Annotated in this window: 15 protein-coding genes; 10 read left to right on the top strand and 5 right to left on the bottom strand. The window is 33.7% G+C overall.

The features are described 5' to 3' along the window. The first annotated feature begins 224 nt into the window (after positions 1 to 224). Positions 225 to 1022, top strand: coding sequence for a Cof-type HAD-IIB family hydrolase (locus BDW31_RS09985; RefSeq protein WP_053025327.1), 798 nt, complete (start codon positions 225 to 227; stop codon positions 1020 to 1022). 60 nt (positions 1023 to 1082) lie between these two features. On the opposite strand, the gene BDW31_RS09990 is transcribed toward BDW31_RS09985, so the two are convergent. Continuing rightward, positions 1083 to 2075 carry a D-lactate dehydrogenase gene (locus BDW31_RS09990; RefSeq protein WP_053025328.1) on the bottom strand — a complete coding sequence of 331 codons (993 nt, stop codon included), beginning with the start codon at positions 2073 to 2075 and terminating at the stop codon, positions 1083 to 1085. Positions 2076 to 2391: 316 nt separating this feature from the next. On the opposite strand from BDW31_RS09990, the gene BDW31_RS09995 reads away from it, so the two are divergent. From BDW31_RS09995 to BDW31_RS10005, 3 genes are all read left to right on the top strand, one after another. Beyond that, entirely contained in the window at positions 2392 to 3048 is a 657-nt protein-coding gene (locus BDW31_RS09995; RefSeq protein ID WP_037550327.1) for an NAD(P)H-dependent oxidoreductase, read from the top strand. 240 nt (positions 3049 to 3288) lie between these two features. Beyond that, positions 3289 to 4782: an aldehyde dehydrogenase family protein gene (locus BDW31_RS10000; protein ID WP_053025329.1), complete on the top strand. Its 1494-nt coding sequence runs from the start codon at positions 3289 to 3291 to the stop codon at positions 4780 to 4782. Between the two features lie 240 nt (positions 4783 to 5022). Then, on the top strand, positions 5023 to 5931 hold the full coding sequence (locus BDW31_RS10005; RefSeq protein WP_110709614.1) for a phosphate/phosphite/phosphonate ABC transporter substrate-binding protein: 909 nt from the start codon (positions 5023 to 5025) through the stop codon (positions 5929 to 5931). Between the two features lie 227 nt (positions 5932 to 6158). On the opposite strand, the gene BDW31_RS10010 is transcribed toward BDW31_RS10005, so the two are convergent. Next, positions 6159 to 6965 carry a VOC family protein gene (locus BDW31_RS10010; RefSeq protein WP_037550321.1) on the bottom strand — a complete coding sequence of 269 codons (807 nt, stop codon included), beginning with the start codon at positions 6963 to 6965 and terminating at the stop codon, positions 6159 to 6161. Between the two features lie 238 nt (positions 6966 to 7203). Next, positions 7204 to 7485, bottom strand: a complete 282-nt coding sequence (locus BDW31_RS10015; RefSeq protein ID WP_037550318.1) for a GNAT family N-acetyltransferase — start codon at positions 7483 to 7485, stop codon at positions 7204 to 7206. 173 nt (positions 7486 to 7658) lie between these two features. Here BDW31_RS10015 and BDW31_RS10020 point away from each other — a divergent pair, with 173 nt between their 5' ends. Beyond that, on the top strand, positions 7659 to 8621 hold the full coding sequence (locus BDW31_RS10020; RefSeq protein ID WP_053025331.1) for a metal ABC transporter solute-binding protein, Zn/Mn family: 963 nt from the start codon (positions 7659 to 7661) through the stop codon (positions 8619 to 8621). Between the two features lie 49 nt (positions 8622 to 8670). On the opposite strand, the gene aldA is transcribed toward BDW31_RS10020, so the two are convergent. Then, positions 8671 to 10098: an aldehyde dehydrogenase gene (gene aldA / locus BDW31_RS10025; protein ID WP_053025332.1), complete on the bottom strand. Its 1428-nt coding sequence runs from the start codon at positions 10096 to 10098 to the stop codon at positions 8671 to 8673. A gap of 177 nt (positions 10099 to 10275) precedes the next feature. Here aldA and mhqR point away from each other — a divergent pair, with 177 nt between their 5' ends. The 4 genes from mhqR to mhqD all read left to right on the top strand — a co-directional run bounded on the left by mhqR (position 10276) and on the right by mhqD (position 13270). Further along, positions 10276 to 10710 (top strand): MarR family transcriptional regulator MhqR, encoded by a 435-nt coding sequence (gene mhqR / locus BDW31_RS10030; protein WP_053025333.1) that lies wholly within the window; start codon positions 10276 to 10278, stop codon positions 10708 to 10710. 62 nt (positions 10711 to 10772) lie between these two features. Continuing rightward, positions 10773 to 11741, top strand: a complete 969-nt coding sequence (gene mhqE, locus BDW31_RS10035) for a ring-cleaving dioxygenase MhqE (RefSeq protein ID WP_053025334.1) — start codon at positions 10773 to 10775, stop codon at positions 11739 to 11741. Positions 11742 to 11755: 14 nt separating this feature from the next. Continuing rightward, positions 11756 to 12661 carry a VOC family protein gene (locus tag BDW31_RS10040; protein WP_053025335.1) on the top strand — a complete coding sequence of 302 codons (906 nt, stop codon included), beginning with the start codon at positions 11756 to 11758 and terminating at the stop codon, positions 12659 to 12661. Between the two features lie 15 nt (positions 12662 to 12676). After that, positions 12677 to 13270: a methylhydroquinone degradation carboxylesterase MhqD gene (gene mhqD, locus BDW31_RS10045; protein ID WP_053025336.1), complete on the top strand. Its 594-nt coding sequence runs from the start codon at positions 12677 to 12679 to the stop codon at positions 13268 to 13270. Positions 13271 to 13331: 61 nt separating this feature from the next. Here mhqD and BDW31_RS10050 read toward each other — a convergent pair whose 3' ends face one another. Then, complete coding sequence (locus BDW31_RS10050; protein ID WP_375342107.1) at positions 13332 to 14369, bottom strand: YkvI family membrane protein; 1038 nt, start codon at positions 14367 to 14369, stop codon at positions 13332 to 13334. A 253-nt stretch (positions 14370 to 14622) separates the two neighbouring features. Here BDW31_RS10050 and BDW31_RS10055 point away from each other — a divergent pair, with 253 nt between their 5' ends. Next, complete coding sequence (locus BDW31_RS10055; RefSeq protein WP_053025338.1) at positions 14623 to 16404, top strand: cation:proton antiporter; 1782 nt, start codon at positions 14623 to 14625, stop codon at positions 16402 to 16404. The last annotated feature ends 122 nt before the right edge of the window (positions 16405 to 16526 follow it).

Below are 16526 nucleotides of genomic sequence, written 5' to 3' on the forward strand. Positions count from 1 at the left end.
GTTACATAAAACATAAATGCTAAATTTAAAGGAGTGATACAAGACATCCAATGTAGATCTTGTGTCACTCCTTTAAATTTAGCATTAGAAATAATCATGCTATTTTTATTTATTGTATTTAATTTCAGAATGTGAATATAGTTTCATCATGTTAGTGTGAACTTCAACCCTAATTAGATGACATATATAATAAATGTGAATACAACGGACTAGGGGGATTGCACATGGTTAAAGCTATTGCAGTAGATATGGATGGTACATTTTTAGATTCTAAGAAAAATTATGATAAAGACCGTTTTGAGAAGATATTTAAAGCATTGAAAGAACGCAATATAGAATTCATTGCTGCAAGTGGAAATCAATTTGCTAAATTACAATCTATATTCGGAGAAAGAGATATGTTCTTTATTTCTGAAAATGGTGCAGTTATTTACAGAGGGGAAGATTTATATAATTATCGTAGCTTCAATCAAACAGACTACAAAGAAGTTGTTGATTATTTAAATATTGATAGAAATATTAAAGAATTTATTGTTTGCGGATTAAAGAGTGCCTATATATTGAAAGACACGAGTGAAGCATTTAAGGAAGATGCGCATTTCTACTATCATCAGTTGGAGGAAATTGATTCTTTTCAACCATTACTGGATGATGAATATGTCAAGATTGCGTTAAATATTAATCGAGATATGCATTCAACACTTGATACTGATTTAGAGGAAAGGTTTAGCAATACTATTAAACTCGTATCGAGTGGACATGATAGTATTGATATTATTATGCCTAATATGACAAAAGGGCAAGCACTTCAACGTTTATTGGAAGAGTGGCATATGTCTGCTTCTGATTTGATGGCATTTGGAGATGCTAACAATGATAAGGACATGCTTGAATTAGCCGAGCACAGTTATGTAATGGCTAATAGTCATGATGAAACACTATTTGAAGTTGCCAAGGCAGTTGCTCCAAGTAATGATGAGCAAGGGGTATTACAGATTATCGAGCAAGAAGTATTGAAATAGCTTAAAAAAGGAGAACTCTCAATTTTGAGAATTCTCCTTTTTAATTATTAAACACATATCTTAGTTTAATTGAGTTTCACATTTACCAGTATTAATAACTGATAATGCTGCGTTTAATCCGCCTTCAACTAAATTTCTCACAGCTTCATCAGAGAAGAATGCGATATGTGGAGTGACCAAAATGTTTTCATGTTTTATTAATTCTAATAACGTTTCATCTTCGATCTCTTTACCTGTCCAGTCATATGTGAAGTAATCAGCTTCATTTTCATATGTGTCAATGGCAGCACCATATAAAGTACCATCATTTACAGCATTAATTAAAGCTGGTGTATCAATAACAGCACCACGAGCTGCGTTTACTAATACAGCGCCTTTTTTCACTTTGCTAAACATGTCAGCATTGAATAAGTGGAAGCTTTCTTTGTTAGCAGGTACATGTAAAGAAATGATATCAGCATCGGCAATTGCTTCTTCAACTGAATCTTTATATTCTAAGAAATCTAATGAGTTGTTTGGATATGCATCATAGCCTACAACTTTAGCTCCGAAACCAGCATAAATTTTACCAGTTGCAGCACCAATACGTCCTGTACCGATAATAGCTACTGTCATATTTTTAACAGGGGTAGACATGATAGGTGCAGCCCATTTGAAATTATGTTCTTGAACACGTTTTTCAATCGCAGGGAAGCGACGAACTAATTGTAAAGCGATAGAAACTGAATATTCAGCAATAGTTTCTGGTGAATAACTAGGTACATTTGAAATGATAATGCCATGTTTTTTAGCTAACTCTAAATCGTACATGTCGAAACCAGCAGTACGTTGAGCAATTTGTTTAATACCATATTCTTCAAGTTTAGGATAAACAGAGTCTGCTAATTTACCAAATTGCATTGTAGTAACACCATCGAAACCTTTAGCTAAATCAACTGTGTCTTCACTTAAAATTTCTTCAGTTGTAACAACTTCAACATTGTTCGCTTTACCCCAGTTTAAAGCGTCATTTTTCTCGTAATCACGAGTTCCATAAAACATAATTTTTGTCATTTTAATAACCTCACTTCATTTTGTATGAATTTATAATTAATAAATAAGTTTTCTTAAGTTGTCTATAGAAATGTGAATATTAATAGGAATAATGATTTGAAACATCTCTATTACTTAACTTACAAATACATTGTATTGTGAATTTATTCACAAATCAATAGGAAATACGAAATTTATTTTTCGATTGTTAAAAAATCACATAAAAATAGTAAATTTACATTTATTTTTTAATGATAACTTTTGTAAGCGTATAACTTTAGGCTAAAGGAAATGTACTTTATAATCAAATTAGTACTATCTAAGGAGGATATATTTCATGAGTTCAATGCAAGAGACAATAATCAATGCTTTTAATTTTAGACATGCAACAAAGGAATTTGATCCTAAAAAGAAAGTCAGTGACTCAGACTTCCACACAATATTAGAAACAGGTCGTTTATCACCTAGTTCACTGGGATTGGAACCTTGGCGTTTTGTTGTTATTGAGAATGAAGATTTAAAAGAAAAATTAAAACCATATAGTTGGGGAGCACAAAAGCAATTAAATACAGCAAGTCGTTTCGTTATTATTCTTGCACGCAAAAATGTCACTGCAGATTCAGAATACGTACAACATATAATTCGAGATATTAAAAAATACGAAGAAAGTACGATTCCAGCAGTTGAAGATAAATTTAATAATTTCCAAACGAATTTCCATATTAACGATAATGAGCGAACATTATTAGACTGGGCAAGTAAACAAACTTACATTGCATTAGCTAACATGATGACCACTGCAGCATTATTAGGAATTGATTCATGTCCTATGGAAGGATTTGATTTAGATAAAGTTACTGAAATCTTAGCTGAAGAAAATGTTATCGATACAGAACATTTCGCACCATCAGTTATGGTTGCATTTGGTTATCGAAAAGAAGAACCAAAAGATAAAGTTCGTCAACCAGCTGAAGATGTTATTGAATGGATTTAATATAGAATCAAAAAGGAGAGCAAAGACTCTCTTTTATATTATCCATAAGTGATAGATTCTATAACTAGAATTAATGATGTTTAAAGAGCTTAATACACGGAAAAATATTATAAGCAAGTTAGTGTATTTAAAAATGTGAATAAGGTAAAATAATAGCAGCTTTAAGTAAACGCTTGCATTTCGATATAAACACAACGCACATAAGGTTTTTCATAAATTTATATAAAGGGATGATGAAAAATGGCAAAAGTAAACGTTAGAGATTTCATAGAGGAACAATACGGTTTATTTATCAACGGTGAATTTCAAGCAAGCGAAAGTGGAGACACATTAACTGTAACTAATCCTGCGAATAGTGAAGATTTAGCTAAAGTAGCTAAAGCAAATAAATCTGATGTTGATAAAGCAGTACAAGCTGCGCAAGATGCTTTTGACAGTTGGAGTAAAACATCTAAAGAAGAACGTGCGGACTATTTATTAGAAATTAGTCGTCGAATTCATGAAAAAGTGGAACACTTCGCGACAATTGAATCGTTACAAAATGGCAAGCCTTATCGAGAAACGTCAACAATTGATGTGCCATTAACAGCAAATCAATTTAAATATTTTGCGAGTGTATTAACAACAGACGAAGGTTCAGTCAATGAAATTGATGAGAATACAATGAGTTTAGTTGTCAATGAACCAGTAGGTGTTGTTGGTGCTGTAGTTGCATGGAACTTCCCAATTTTATTAGCGTCATGGAAATTAGCACCAGCATTAGCTGCGGGTAATACAATTGTAATTCAGCCATCTTCTTCTACACCATTATCATTAATTGAACTTGCGAAGATCTTCCAAGAAGTATTACCTAAAGGTGTCGTAAATGTATTAACTGGTAAAGGTTCAGAATCAGGTGATGCAATCTTCAATCATGAAGGTGTAAACAAATTATCATTTACAGGATCAACAGACGTTGGTTACGGCGTTGCGAAAGCAGGTGCTGAACGTATCGTTCCAACTACATTAGAACTAGGTGGTAAAAGTGCTAATATCATCTTTGACGATGCAAACTTAGATCAAGTTGTTGAAGGTGCACAATTAGGTATTTTATTCAACCAAGGTGAAGTATGTAGTGCTGGTTCACGTTTATTAGTACAATCTTCAATCTATGATAAAGTAATGCCTAAATTAAAAGAAGCTTTCGAAAATATCAAAGTGGGCGACCCATTTGATGAAGACGTTAAAATGAGTGCTCAAACTGGCCCAGAACAACTTGAAAAAATTGAAAGCTACGTAAAAATTGCAGAAGAAGATTCAAATGCTAATATCTTAACAGGTGGTCATCGCTTAACAGATAATGGACGTGACAAAGGATACTTCTTCGAGCCTACAATCATCGAAATTAAAGATAATAGTCATCAATTAGCACAAGAAGAAATTTTCGGACCAGTTGTAGTAGTAGAAAAATTTGAAGATGAAGCTGAAGCGATTAAAATTGCAAATGATTCAGAATACGGCTTAGCTGGTGGTATCTTTACTACTAATATTAACCGTGCATTAAATGTTGCTAAAGCAATGAGAACTGGTCGTATTTGGATTAACACTTATAACCAATTCCCAGCTGGTGCGCCATTCGGTGGATATAAAAAATCTGGTATCGGTCGTGAAATTTATAAAGACGCTATTAAAAACTATCAACAAGTTAAAAATATCTTCATTGATACTAGCAATCAAACAAAAGGATTATACTAAGATAGCTAGTTTATAAATAAAAAATGAATATCATTTAAATTGAATGTGAGCTATCTGCAAAGCCGAGACTTTGCAGATAGCTTTTTTTATGAGTTTAAAAGATAAGCGCATATGATATAGTTACAAATTACATATTGTAGAAGTTTTATTTAGAAATTGATAGATTGAGACTTTTTTAAATTAAATAAGTTATAATACAATTTAAGTCTTTAAAATCTATATTTTGCAAAGGGAAAAATGATGAAAAAATTACAAGTACTATTAATTAGTTTTATAATATTAGTACTCACCCTGAGTGGTTGTTCTAAACATGATGAGAAACATTCGAATGACCATGAACCAAAAGAATTAAAAGTAGGATTTGTACCATCCCAAAATTCAAAAACGTTGAACGCTAAAGTGAAACCGTTACAGCAACAGTTGTCAAAGGAATTAGGCCTTCCAGTTAAAGTACATGTGGCAACTAACTATAATGCAATGGTAGAAGCTTTAAGATCAAAGAAAGTGGATGTTGCATTTATTTCACCAGTGTCTTATACCATCGCACATGATAAAGGTGTTGCAGATGTACTGTTGAAATCCAAAGGCTATTTAGTAGATGATAAAGGTAATACAACTAATAAATTAGTCGATTATTATCGCTCACAAATCATAGTTCGTAAAGACAGTCATTTACATAAGTTAAAAGATTTAAATGGGGCTAAAGTAGGCTTACAAGACCCAGAATCTACTTCGGGATATATTTATCCAATGGCAAGCTTAAAAAAAGTTAATGTTAATCAGAGTGATATCAAAATTGCTCAAATTAAAGGGCATGATCAAGCATTGATAGCCTTGTTAAACGGTGATGTGGATGCTGTAGCTACATATCAAGATGCACGTGCTGATTTAAAGCAAGATTATCCCAAAATATATAAAGACACTAAAGCGATTTATCGCACGGATAAGATACCAAATGATACGATTTCTGTGCGTGGTGATATGAGTAAACAGTGGAAAACTAAAATCAGTAATGCTTTTTTAGATATTAGTAAATCTGAAAAAGGTAAGAAAATACTTACAGATATTTATGGGCATCATGGCTATGAAAAAGCAAAAGATAGTGACTTTGATACAGTAAGAAAATATAGAAAACTTGTCGAGGAATAAAAATTTAAGATTAGGCCTGGGACATAAATCAATGTCTCAGGCTACAAATATATATTGGCAGTAGTTGACTGAATTAAAAATACACTTGTAGCAAGCTTCTTTTTAATCCAAGACAAACTTGTTATTGGGGCGAGACAGAAATAAATTTTGGAAAAATATTATTTCTGTCCCGCCCCCAATCTATTTAAAATGACATGTTTTATAAACGATGCCAAATATTAATCATTCTATCCTGGAACGACACTTGTATCACTGTGAACTGTAATATCAAAGCCTTCAGGAGATGTAATATGTTCTTCTTTAGCATTTGGTTTATATATATCGAAATGAACTAAGCCATAAGTAGTCTCGTTATCTGTTCTAGCTTGGTTAGATTGCCATACATTAGTAGCGATATGATGATGGTATTTTTGAGTAGACATGAACAAAGCTTGTGGGAAATTAGAAATGTGTTCTAAACCTATTTGTTCCACATAAAAGTCACGTGCTTGCCCGATATCGTGTGTTTTAAGATGTAAATGTCCAATTTTGCCATCTGCTGGCCAACCGTTCCAACCTTCTTCAGTACGTTGTGCAATTAAATCGTCCGCATCTACTGCAAGTGTATCCATTTTTACAAAATTACCATCCCATTGCCAATCTTCAGATGGACGATCTTGATATACTTCAATGCCGTTACCTTCTGGATCATTAAAGTATAACGCTTCACTTACAAGGTGATCACCACCACCTACAGGCACATTCAAACGACTAGCATGGAATAAAAAGTTTGCTAAATCTGTGCGTGTTGGAAGTAAATAAGCGATATGGAATAAACCAGCTTCTCTAAATCCAGGACGGCGGCCATCTTCTAAATATTGTAGTGTTAATGTATGACCATTAGCACCAACATTAAAGATGACATGATTGTAGTCTTGTTCTTTAATTGAAAATCCTAGTATATTTTTATAGAAGTTTGTCATTTTATTTAAGTCTTCAACGTTTAATGTAATATTAGTAACTTGTGTTGCTTCAGTAGTGTGAAATTCATTCATAATGTAGTGCCTCCTAAGATGAATAAGTCATCTTTATTTATTATTTATATCAAGTATAATAAATATACTCCTAATCGTTAAATTAATCAAGACAGTTGCTTTAATACTTTAAAAGCATACAAAAAAGCTTTTAGACTAATGTAATAAAGGTGATTAAAAACCTCATCCTAGCCTAAAAGCTAATTCTGTGAAATATTTTAGTTAACTTCAAATTGTATGACAACGATTATGAAATAGATTATCCTAAATAAACATCTTGATAATCATCATTTTTCTCTAGAACGTCTTTCGCAAATGGACAAGATGCGATGATTTTTAAGTTATTTTCACGTGCATAATTAACGACAGCTTCAACTAATTGTTTTCCTAGACCTTGTCCACCTAATTCATCAGCGACACCAGTATGGTCAATGTCGATTTCATTATTATCTACTTGTTTAAACGTAATGACAGCTTGAGCATTTTGTTCATCTTCGCCAACATAAAATTGTTGATGTCCTTGTTTAATTTCTTGTGTCATAAAACGTCACTCCTTTAATAATGTCATATTACTATCTATCACTTTTGAAGAAATCTAAAACATTTTATAATTAAATATTTAATCCTAAATAATATAATAAACATAGATATTGCATTATTACATTATTAAAGATATAGTTAAAAACGAATTTATTACGCTTTGGAGGGTTCTGTGTGAAGAGGATTGGCTATCTCATTATCGTCCTGTGCATTAGTATTGCTTTATCAGCTTGTAGCACAGGGCAATATTCGGATGCGAAAAAGAAAGATGTTTCAACTAATAATAAAATAAATATCTATACTACAATATTTGCATTTGAAAGTTTTACCAAACAAATAGGTGGCAAATATGTCAATGTGGATACGATTTATCCTCCAGGTGCAGACACCCATACATATGAACCAACTCAAAGAGATATGATTAATATTGCTAAAAGTGATTTATTTATATATTCAAGTGACGACTTAGATCCAGTGGCTAAGACGATTACGCAATCAATGACCAACGATGATATGAAATTAGCAGTTGCAGCTGATTTAAATCATCATACATTGCTTGAAGAAGACCATGATCATGAAGATCACGACCACCATCATAGTCATGAAGAGGAAAGTCACGACCCACATGTTTGGCTTGACCCAGTCTTAGACAAGCATTTTGCAGAAAAAATAAAAAATGATTTAGTTAAAAGAGATCCTCAACACAAAGCATATTATGAACAAAATTTTAAGAAATTAAATCAGGATTTAACAGATTTAGACAATAATTTGAAAACAATTACTAAAAATCCTAAAAGACAAAAAGTAACTATCTCTCATGATTCATTAGGTTATTTAGCAGAGCGCTATCACCTTCAACAAGAGGGTGTCAGTGGTATGAATAACGAAGAGCCTAGTCAAAAGGATATTCTTGCGCTTATTAAACAAATCAATCAATCGAAGCAACCTTATATCCTTTACGAACAAAATATCACTTCAAAGATAACTGATGTTATTCGTGATGAAACCAATGCAGAACCAGTAAGTTTTAATAATTTGTCTGTTCTATCTAAAGAACAAGTTAACGACAAAGACTTAACTTTCCAATCAATCATGAAAAAGAATATTAAAGCGTTGGATAAAGCGTTGAATCAATAAAAAATATCCCCAATCCTTTCATTAGGAGATGGGGATATTTTATACCTATTTATTCATATCTAATATAGCTCACCGTTGTATTGTAGTATTCTTCGAAACCATGAATACCATCTGCACCACCTAAACCTGATTCTCTCCAACCAGCATGGTAACCATTAACAACTTCTTCTGCTTCGCAATTAGCGTAAACTTCACCGAATTTTAAACGTTCTGTAGCTTCCATCACTTCTTTTAAATTCTCTGAAAAGATATAAGAAGATAAACCTGCATTTGTATCGTTTGCGTAATCAATTGCTTCATCGAAATCATTATAAGTTGTAATTGCTAGAACAGGACCAAAAATTTCCTCTTTAAAGGCTCTGTCATCTTTTTTAACATTATTAAGAATTGTAGGTTCATAGAAGAAACCAGCGCGATCTAATTTATGGCCACCTAAAACTAAGTCTGCACCATTCTTAACGGCTTCTTGCACTTTATCATCAATACTGTCCAATTGTGTTTGATTGATAATAGCACCATAATCAGTGTTATCGTCTAATGGGTCACCGACTTGTAAGTCGCTCATACGTTGTTTAGCCTTGTTTACAAAGTCATCATGAACATCTTCGTGAACAAATATACGCTCTGGGCAAGTACATACTTGACCAGCATTATTAATTCTTGTTTTGACAATGTAGTCCACCGCTTTGTCCAGGTTAGCATGAGGTGTAACTAAGACAGGTGCGTTACCACCTAATTCAAGATTCACTTTTTTTACTGTATCTGCTGCATTCTTATAAACTGCTTTACCAGCACGCATACTTCCTGTTAAAGAAATGAGTTGTACATCTTTATGTGTGGCAAGCTGTGTACCCACAGCTTCTCCAGTGCCTGGTACAATTTGAATTAGACCGGCTGGAATTGTTGAAGCACGGAATAGCTCAGCCAATCTTAACGTTAATAATGTTGTTTCTTCACTTGGCTTAATGACGATTGAGCATCCCGTTACAAGTGCTGGAATCACTTTACGCATTAAGACCATAATTGGTGCATTCCATGGCACGATACCTGCAGTTACGCCAATTGGCTTTTTAATTAATTGAATCATTTCATTCGATACATTATTTTGTAGTACTTCGCCTTTATTACGCATACTTAAACTTGTCATATAATCAATAAATTGCACAGCTTTATCGATTTCACCTTCAGCTTGCGCTAATGTTTTACCTTGTTCTTTAACATACAATTTGGCAAGTTCATCTTTGTTTTGCTCTAATAAAGGAATTAATAATTTTACATGCTCTGCACGTGTTGGTGCTGGTACTTTTTCCCATTCAAGTTGTGCATGTTTAGATTTTTCGATTGCCTCGTTAACTTCTTCCTCAGTTGCGAAAGTAATGGTATCAAATGTTTCTCCTGTAGCAGGATTGATGACTTCCATCGTGTCGCTAGATTTACTCTCTACAAATTCATTATTTATAAATAATTGATTGGTCATTTGAGACACCTCCAATGTTTGTATTCCCTGTAACAACCGTTTCCATGCTTATTTCATTTTGAAAAAAGATAGAAATAAATAGATATTGAAATTATAATAGAACTAACATATTGACGATTAATTGAAACGCGTGTACAATCTATCTCGAAATCGAAATAAATTAAAGGTGGTGAGTAAATGGATCGCACAGAACATTCATTAAAAGCATTTATTGGTCTAAATAGAGCATTAGATACATTAGAAAAAATCGTGCAACAAGATGTAAAGAATTACGGGCTCAACGTGACGGAATTTGCAGTGTTAGAATTACTCTATAGTAAAGGTCCACAACCTATTCAACGTATTAGAGATAGGGTGCTCATCGCGAGTAGTAGTATTTCATACGTTGTGAGCCAATTAGAAGGCAAAGGTTGGATTACACGTGATAAAGATCCATCAGATAAACGTGTATATAACGCCACACTTACTGACAAAGGTCAACAATTTATGTCAGATATATTTCCACAACATGCCACAACGTTAGAACAAGCATTTTCAGTTCTATCAGATGAAGAATTGATAACGATTCAACAAGCATTCAAAAAATTAAGTGCACAATCTACTGAAGTGTAAATCGTGCACTTTTATTTATAACGAAAATTATCTCTAAATCGAAATAAATGGAGGTTTTTAATATGGCTAAACATGATTTATTAGGTATTCATCATGTAACTGCAATTACAGATGATGCTGAACGTAACTATAAATTTTTTACCGAAGTTCTAGGTATGAGACTAGTTAAAAAAACAGTAAACCAAGATGATATTCAAACGTATCATACATTTTTTGCAGATGATGAGGGGACAGCTGGTACAGATATGACATTCTTTGATTTTCCTGGCATTCCTCAAGGACGTAAAGGTACCAATTCGATTACTAAACCATCGTTTCGTGTTCCGAGTGATGAAGCATTGACATACTATATGAAGCGTTTTGATGCATTTGGTATAAAACATGATGGTATTCAAGATGTGCTAGGTAAGAAGGTATTGCCTTTTCAAGAGGAGGATGGACAAGACTATCAATTAGTATCTGATGAAGGCAATAGCGGTGTCTCACCAGGTAAACCATGGAAGAATGGTCCGGTTCCAGAGGATAAAGCAATTTATGGCTTAGGACCAATCGAAATTACGGTTAGTTACTTCGAGGATTTCAAACAATTGTTGGAAAATGTATATGGAATGCGAACAATTATGAATGAAGAAGATGTAGCATTGCTTGAAGTCGGTGAAGGTGGCAATGGTGGTCAAGTTATTTTAAGAAAGGATTCAGAGAGACCAGTTGCCGTACAAGGATATGGTGAAGTTCATCATGCATCATTTAAAGTGAAAGATCATGAGGCTATTGAACACTGGATACAGAAATATCAAGAACTAGGCATACCAAACTCTGGTTTAGTTGACCGTTTTTATTTTGAAGCATTGTATGCAAGAATCGGTCATATTTTGTTAGAAATTTCAACTGATGGACCTGGTTTTATGGGTGATGAACCCTATGAAACGCTAGGAGAGAAATTATCACTTCCACCATTTTTAGAGGAACAAAGAGAAGCGATTGAAGCGCAAGTTCGTCCGTTTGATACAACTGGAAAAAGTTATAAATAGGGAGGTATTGAATTATGGAACCAATTACACATATTCATCATATTTCAGCGATTGTAGGAGATGCTCAAGAAACGTATGATTTATATACAAATGTATTAAATTTAACTTTGATTAAACAGACAGTAAATTATGATGATACAAAAACATATCATTTATATTTCTCAAATGACAGAGCGCAACATGATATGGTACTTACTTTCTTTAATTGGCCAAATCAATATAGAGGTCGTATCGGTTCAGGTCAGGTTGGACGATTAGCGTTTAGAATACCGAAAGATAGCATGTCACATTGGGAAATGAAATTGAATACGAATGGGATTCAAACACGTCAGACTGAATCATTCAATCGAGCAACGTTAGAATTTGAGGACATTCATGGATTAACACTAGCGATGGTTGAGAGTGATGACGAATGTGTTAACAATGACATCATAGGATTTCATGGCGTAACAATGCTATCAGCTAATCCTCGAGCTACGGAAGCATTGTTGCGAAATGATTTAGGGTTGGAATATATTCAAGAAACAGATGACAATGTGCACTATCAAACGAGTAGTAGTGTGCATCATCAAATTATTGTGAAAAAGTTTGTAAACCCACAACCTGTACGTTGGGGTGGTGGCATCTTCCATCATATTGCATGGTCAGTACCAAATGACGAGGTACATGTACAATGGCGTGATTATCTTCTTAATAAAGGCTTGCATGTAACAGATGTGAAAGAACGATTCTATTTTCATGCGATTTACATGAAAGAACCTGGCAATTTAATATTTGAATTTGCGACTGCTGGACCTGGCTTCACGATTGATGAAGATGTAAATGATTTAGGTAAACAACTACAATTACCTCCATTTTACGAGGGAAGAAGATATGAAATAGAAGGTCATTTAATGCCATTAAAATTAAAAGAGTACTAAGGAGAGGTGACACAAATGGAACATATTTATAGACCAGGTAAGGATAACTCACCTACGTTAATTTTGTTATATGGTACTGGTGGGGATGAAACAGATCTAATTCCACTTGGAACAGCTTTAAATCCTAACTATAACTTGTTAAGTATTCGTGGAGAAGTCAATGAGAATGGTATGAATCGTTATTTCAAACGTCTTGTTGAAGGTGTATACGATGAGGAAGATTTAGAATATCGAGGTCAACGGCTGCTAGATTTTATTTATGAAGCGGCTGAACAGTATCAATTTAATTTGAATAGAACGGCTTTAGTTGGTTTCTCTAATGGATCAAATATTGCGATTAACTTAATGTTACGTGACAAAGCACCGTTTAAAAAAGCATTACTATTTGCGCCACTTTATCCAATAGACGCTTCAACAAGCAAAGATATGAGTGATGTAGACGTTCTATTATCAATGGGAAAAAATGATCCAATCGTATCTATTGAACAAAGTGAACATGTTATTAATTTATTTAAGCAACTGGGTGCACAGGTTACAGAAGTATGGGTCAATAGTCATGAAATTACACAAGCTGGATTACAGAAAGGTCAAGAAATACTGAATTCATAATGGAAAAGGACTCAAAAATGTATGGTTCGCATCTTTGGGTCCATTTTAATGTATTCCTAAATTATTTAGAGAATATTAAGTGTTTAAACCCTTGGTATAAAATGGGGATAAGGAGTATGAAGCCAAATAATCCCATGATTGGGAAGACTCTTCCAATTAAAGAAATGAAACCGATAAATGTACATATAAACGTGATGATAGCCATTATAATGATGAGTACAAAGTACCCTTTGGAAAATGGTTCTGTAAATCTGGAAGCAAATGCATACATAAGACCTACAATCGTATTATAGATAACAAGAACCATTATAATCGACATGACTGTACCTAATAATGGTGAAATGTGACTTGCGAGTAATAGGGTAGGCAATGCGACAGATTGAATATGTTCAAATTCTGTAACAAGGCCAAAATTAATCATTAATAACAGTAATGTGATAATGATGCCACCAATTAGGCCACCCCATAAGCCAGACTGACGATGCTGCATTCGACCGCCCATAACACTTAAAAAACTAAATGCGGCTGCAATTTGTAGACTTGCATAATTTAACCCATCAAACCACCAACCAAGTGATAGTGATTGATGCTGTTTATTGAAATGATTGGCCGCACTAAAATTTAAATCTCCTGTTATAAAATAATAGATAGCTATAATAGAAACAACAATGACTAAGAACGGTGTAACCATACCTAATACCGTAATCAGACGTTCAAATTTAAGAAATAGCGTCATCAGAATGACTAACACTAGAATTAATGAACTTAACCAATAAGGTAATCCGAAACTTTCATGTATAGTTGACGCACCACCCGCAGTCATAATCATCGCTAAGGAGAATAAGAATAGAGTTAAGATAATATCAAAGATACGTGCAATGATTGGATGTAAATAATATCGAATAGACTCAGAATGATTATGAGATTGAATGACAAAGCCAGTGTTTAATACGAACACGCCTGCTAGCGTTATAATCAAACCGGTAACAATAATGCCAGAGATGCTATAGATACCGTTACTTGTGAAGAACTGAAATATTTCTTGACCAGTAGCAAAACCAGCACCAACGACAACACCAACAAATGCGAAAGCTACCATGATACTCTCTTTAAAAAGTTGCACAATTAAAATTTCCTTTCAAATCATTTCTAAATTCATATATTTAAACGCAATTACCTATTTTAGATGAAAAGATACTAGAAATAAATAGGAAAGTTTACTCGAAGTGAACATTGTGTGTCCAAAAAAGGCATTAACAGGTTGTTTATAAAATAGTAATGCAGGCTTAATCAAAGTTTGATAGTATTACACAGTATAAAAAAAGTTGAATCTTATTGAGGAAGGTGTAGGTATGTCATTAGATTTACCTGTCATGTTAATCATTGTCTTATTTTTAGCATTAGGCATATTTAGTCAATGGTTAGCGACACAGATTAAATGGCCATCAATTGTAGTTATGTCGATTGTGGGCTTATTGATTGGACCGATATTGGGACTGGTTAACCCTCAAGAAACATTGGGAGCCGAAGTATTTAGTCCCATTGTGTCTTTAGCTGTAGCTGTCATTTTATTCGAAGGAAGTAGTAATTTAGACTTTCGTGAATTAAGAGGCATTTCTAAAGCGGTCATACGAATTATTACCGTTGGCGCAGCTATATCATGGGTGCTCGGTGCGATTGCATTACATAAAATTTTAGATTTTCCAATCTCTGTTGCGGTTGTGATGGGCGGATTATTCTTAATTACAGGTCCAACCGTCATTCAGCCACTTCTTAAGCAAGCAAAGGTGCGTAAGAGTGTTGACTCTATTTTAAGATGGGAAAGTATCATATTAGATCCAATAGGACCGATACTCGCATTAACAGCGTTTTATATTTATCAAATATTTGAGCAAGGTTTTGGTGTCCAAGTTATTCTCATCTTTATTTTGAAAATGATTATAACTGCCATTATTGGCTTCGGAGCATCATTCGTTTTCAATTGGTTAATTCAACGTGATTTTATTCCGCAAAATTTGATGCCATCGATTCAGTTGGTCTTTATTTTATTAGTCTTTAGTATTTGTGACCAAATATTACAAGAATCAGGATTATTAGCCGTTACCATTTTCGGCTTAATGATGGCACGTTATAAGAGACATGATTTAATTTACAAGGAGTCAGATCATTTCATTGAAAATGCATCATCTATTCTTGTATCTACCGTCTTTATATTAATCACTTCGTCATTAACGTCATCTGTATTGATGGATGTCTTGTCATGGCAATTAGTGATTTTTGCGATTGCAATGATTGTATTGGTACGTCCAATCTCTGTTTTATTATCAACAATAGGTACAGAGATCACGAAAAGAGAACGCGCTATTGTTGCAATGATGGCACCTCGAGGGATTGTCGTTTTAACTGTGGCACAATTCTTTGGAGGATTATTCATGGATGATCATGTGAAAATGGCAAGTTATATCACGCCAGTGACGTTTGGACTAGTGTTTATTACAGTTGTCATTTATGGCTTTAGCTTTACGCCATTGAGCAAGTTGCTTGGACTTGCGAGTACAGAACCACCAGGCGTTATTATAGTAGGAGAGAGTGAATTTTCATTCCATCTAGGTATGAAATTGCATGAACATGATATTCCTATTATGGTATTTAATTTGTTTGAGAATACGTCGGAGAAGGCAGAAGAACTTGGTTTTGAAGTGTTTAAGGGGAATTTATTATCAAGTAGTGATCGAATATATGCGGATTTAATTCGTTATAATAAATGTCTATTAATGACTAAGTCGTTTATTTTTAATAGTTTAGCGTTTAATGAATTGGTACCGGAGTTTGGATTGAATAATGTAAGTATGATGCCAGTGTCATTTACTGATGAACAGGCACGTAATAACTTAAATGGTCCATTACGCAATCATATTTTATTTGATGAATCACACAGTCCAAGATGGTTTGATAATACGATAAGTAATAAGAATATTGTGGAGGTACTTGCAGAGGAATACGACACAATTACTGATCATGATATGATTATTTATCACGTTGATGATAATAGTGTTGTCTCATTTAATAAAAGTACTAAACCTATACCACAATATGATCAAGGCACATACGGCATCTTAAGAGATGTGTATTGAAAATAGTTTAAGTTATGTTTAATTAGAGGATTGTAAAGTAGTTCTTTGATTTTAATCATTAGAACTACTTACGTAAGTGTGTGAACACTTACGTTCATTTACGCCACTGCTCCCTTAGGAGT

The sequence above is a fragment of the Staphylococcus sp. AtHG25 genome (assembly GCF_003217445.1).
In the GTDB taxonomy this organism is placed as follows: Bacteria; Bacillota; Bacilli; order Staphylococcales; family Staphylococcaceae; genus Staphylococcus; species Staphylococcus haemolyticus.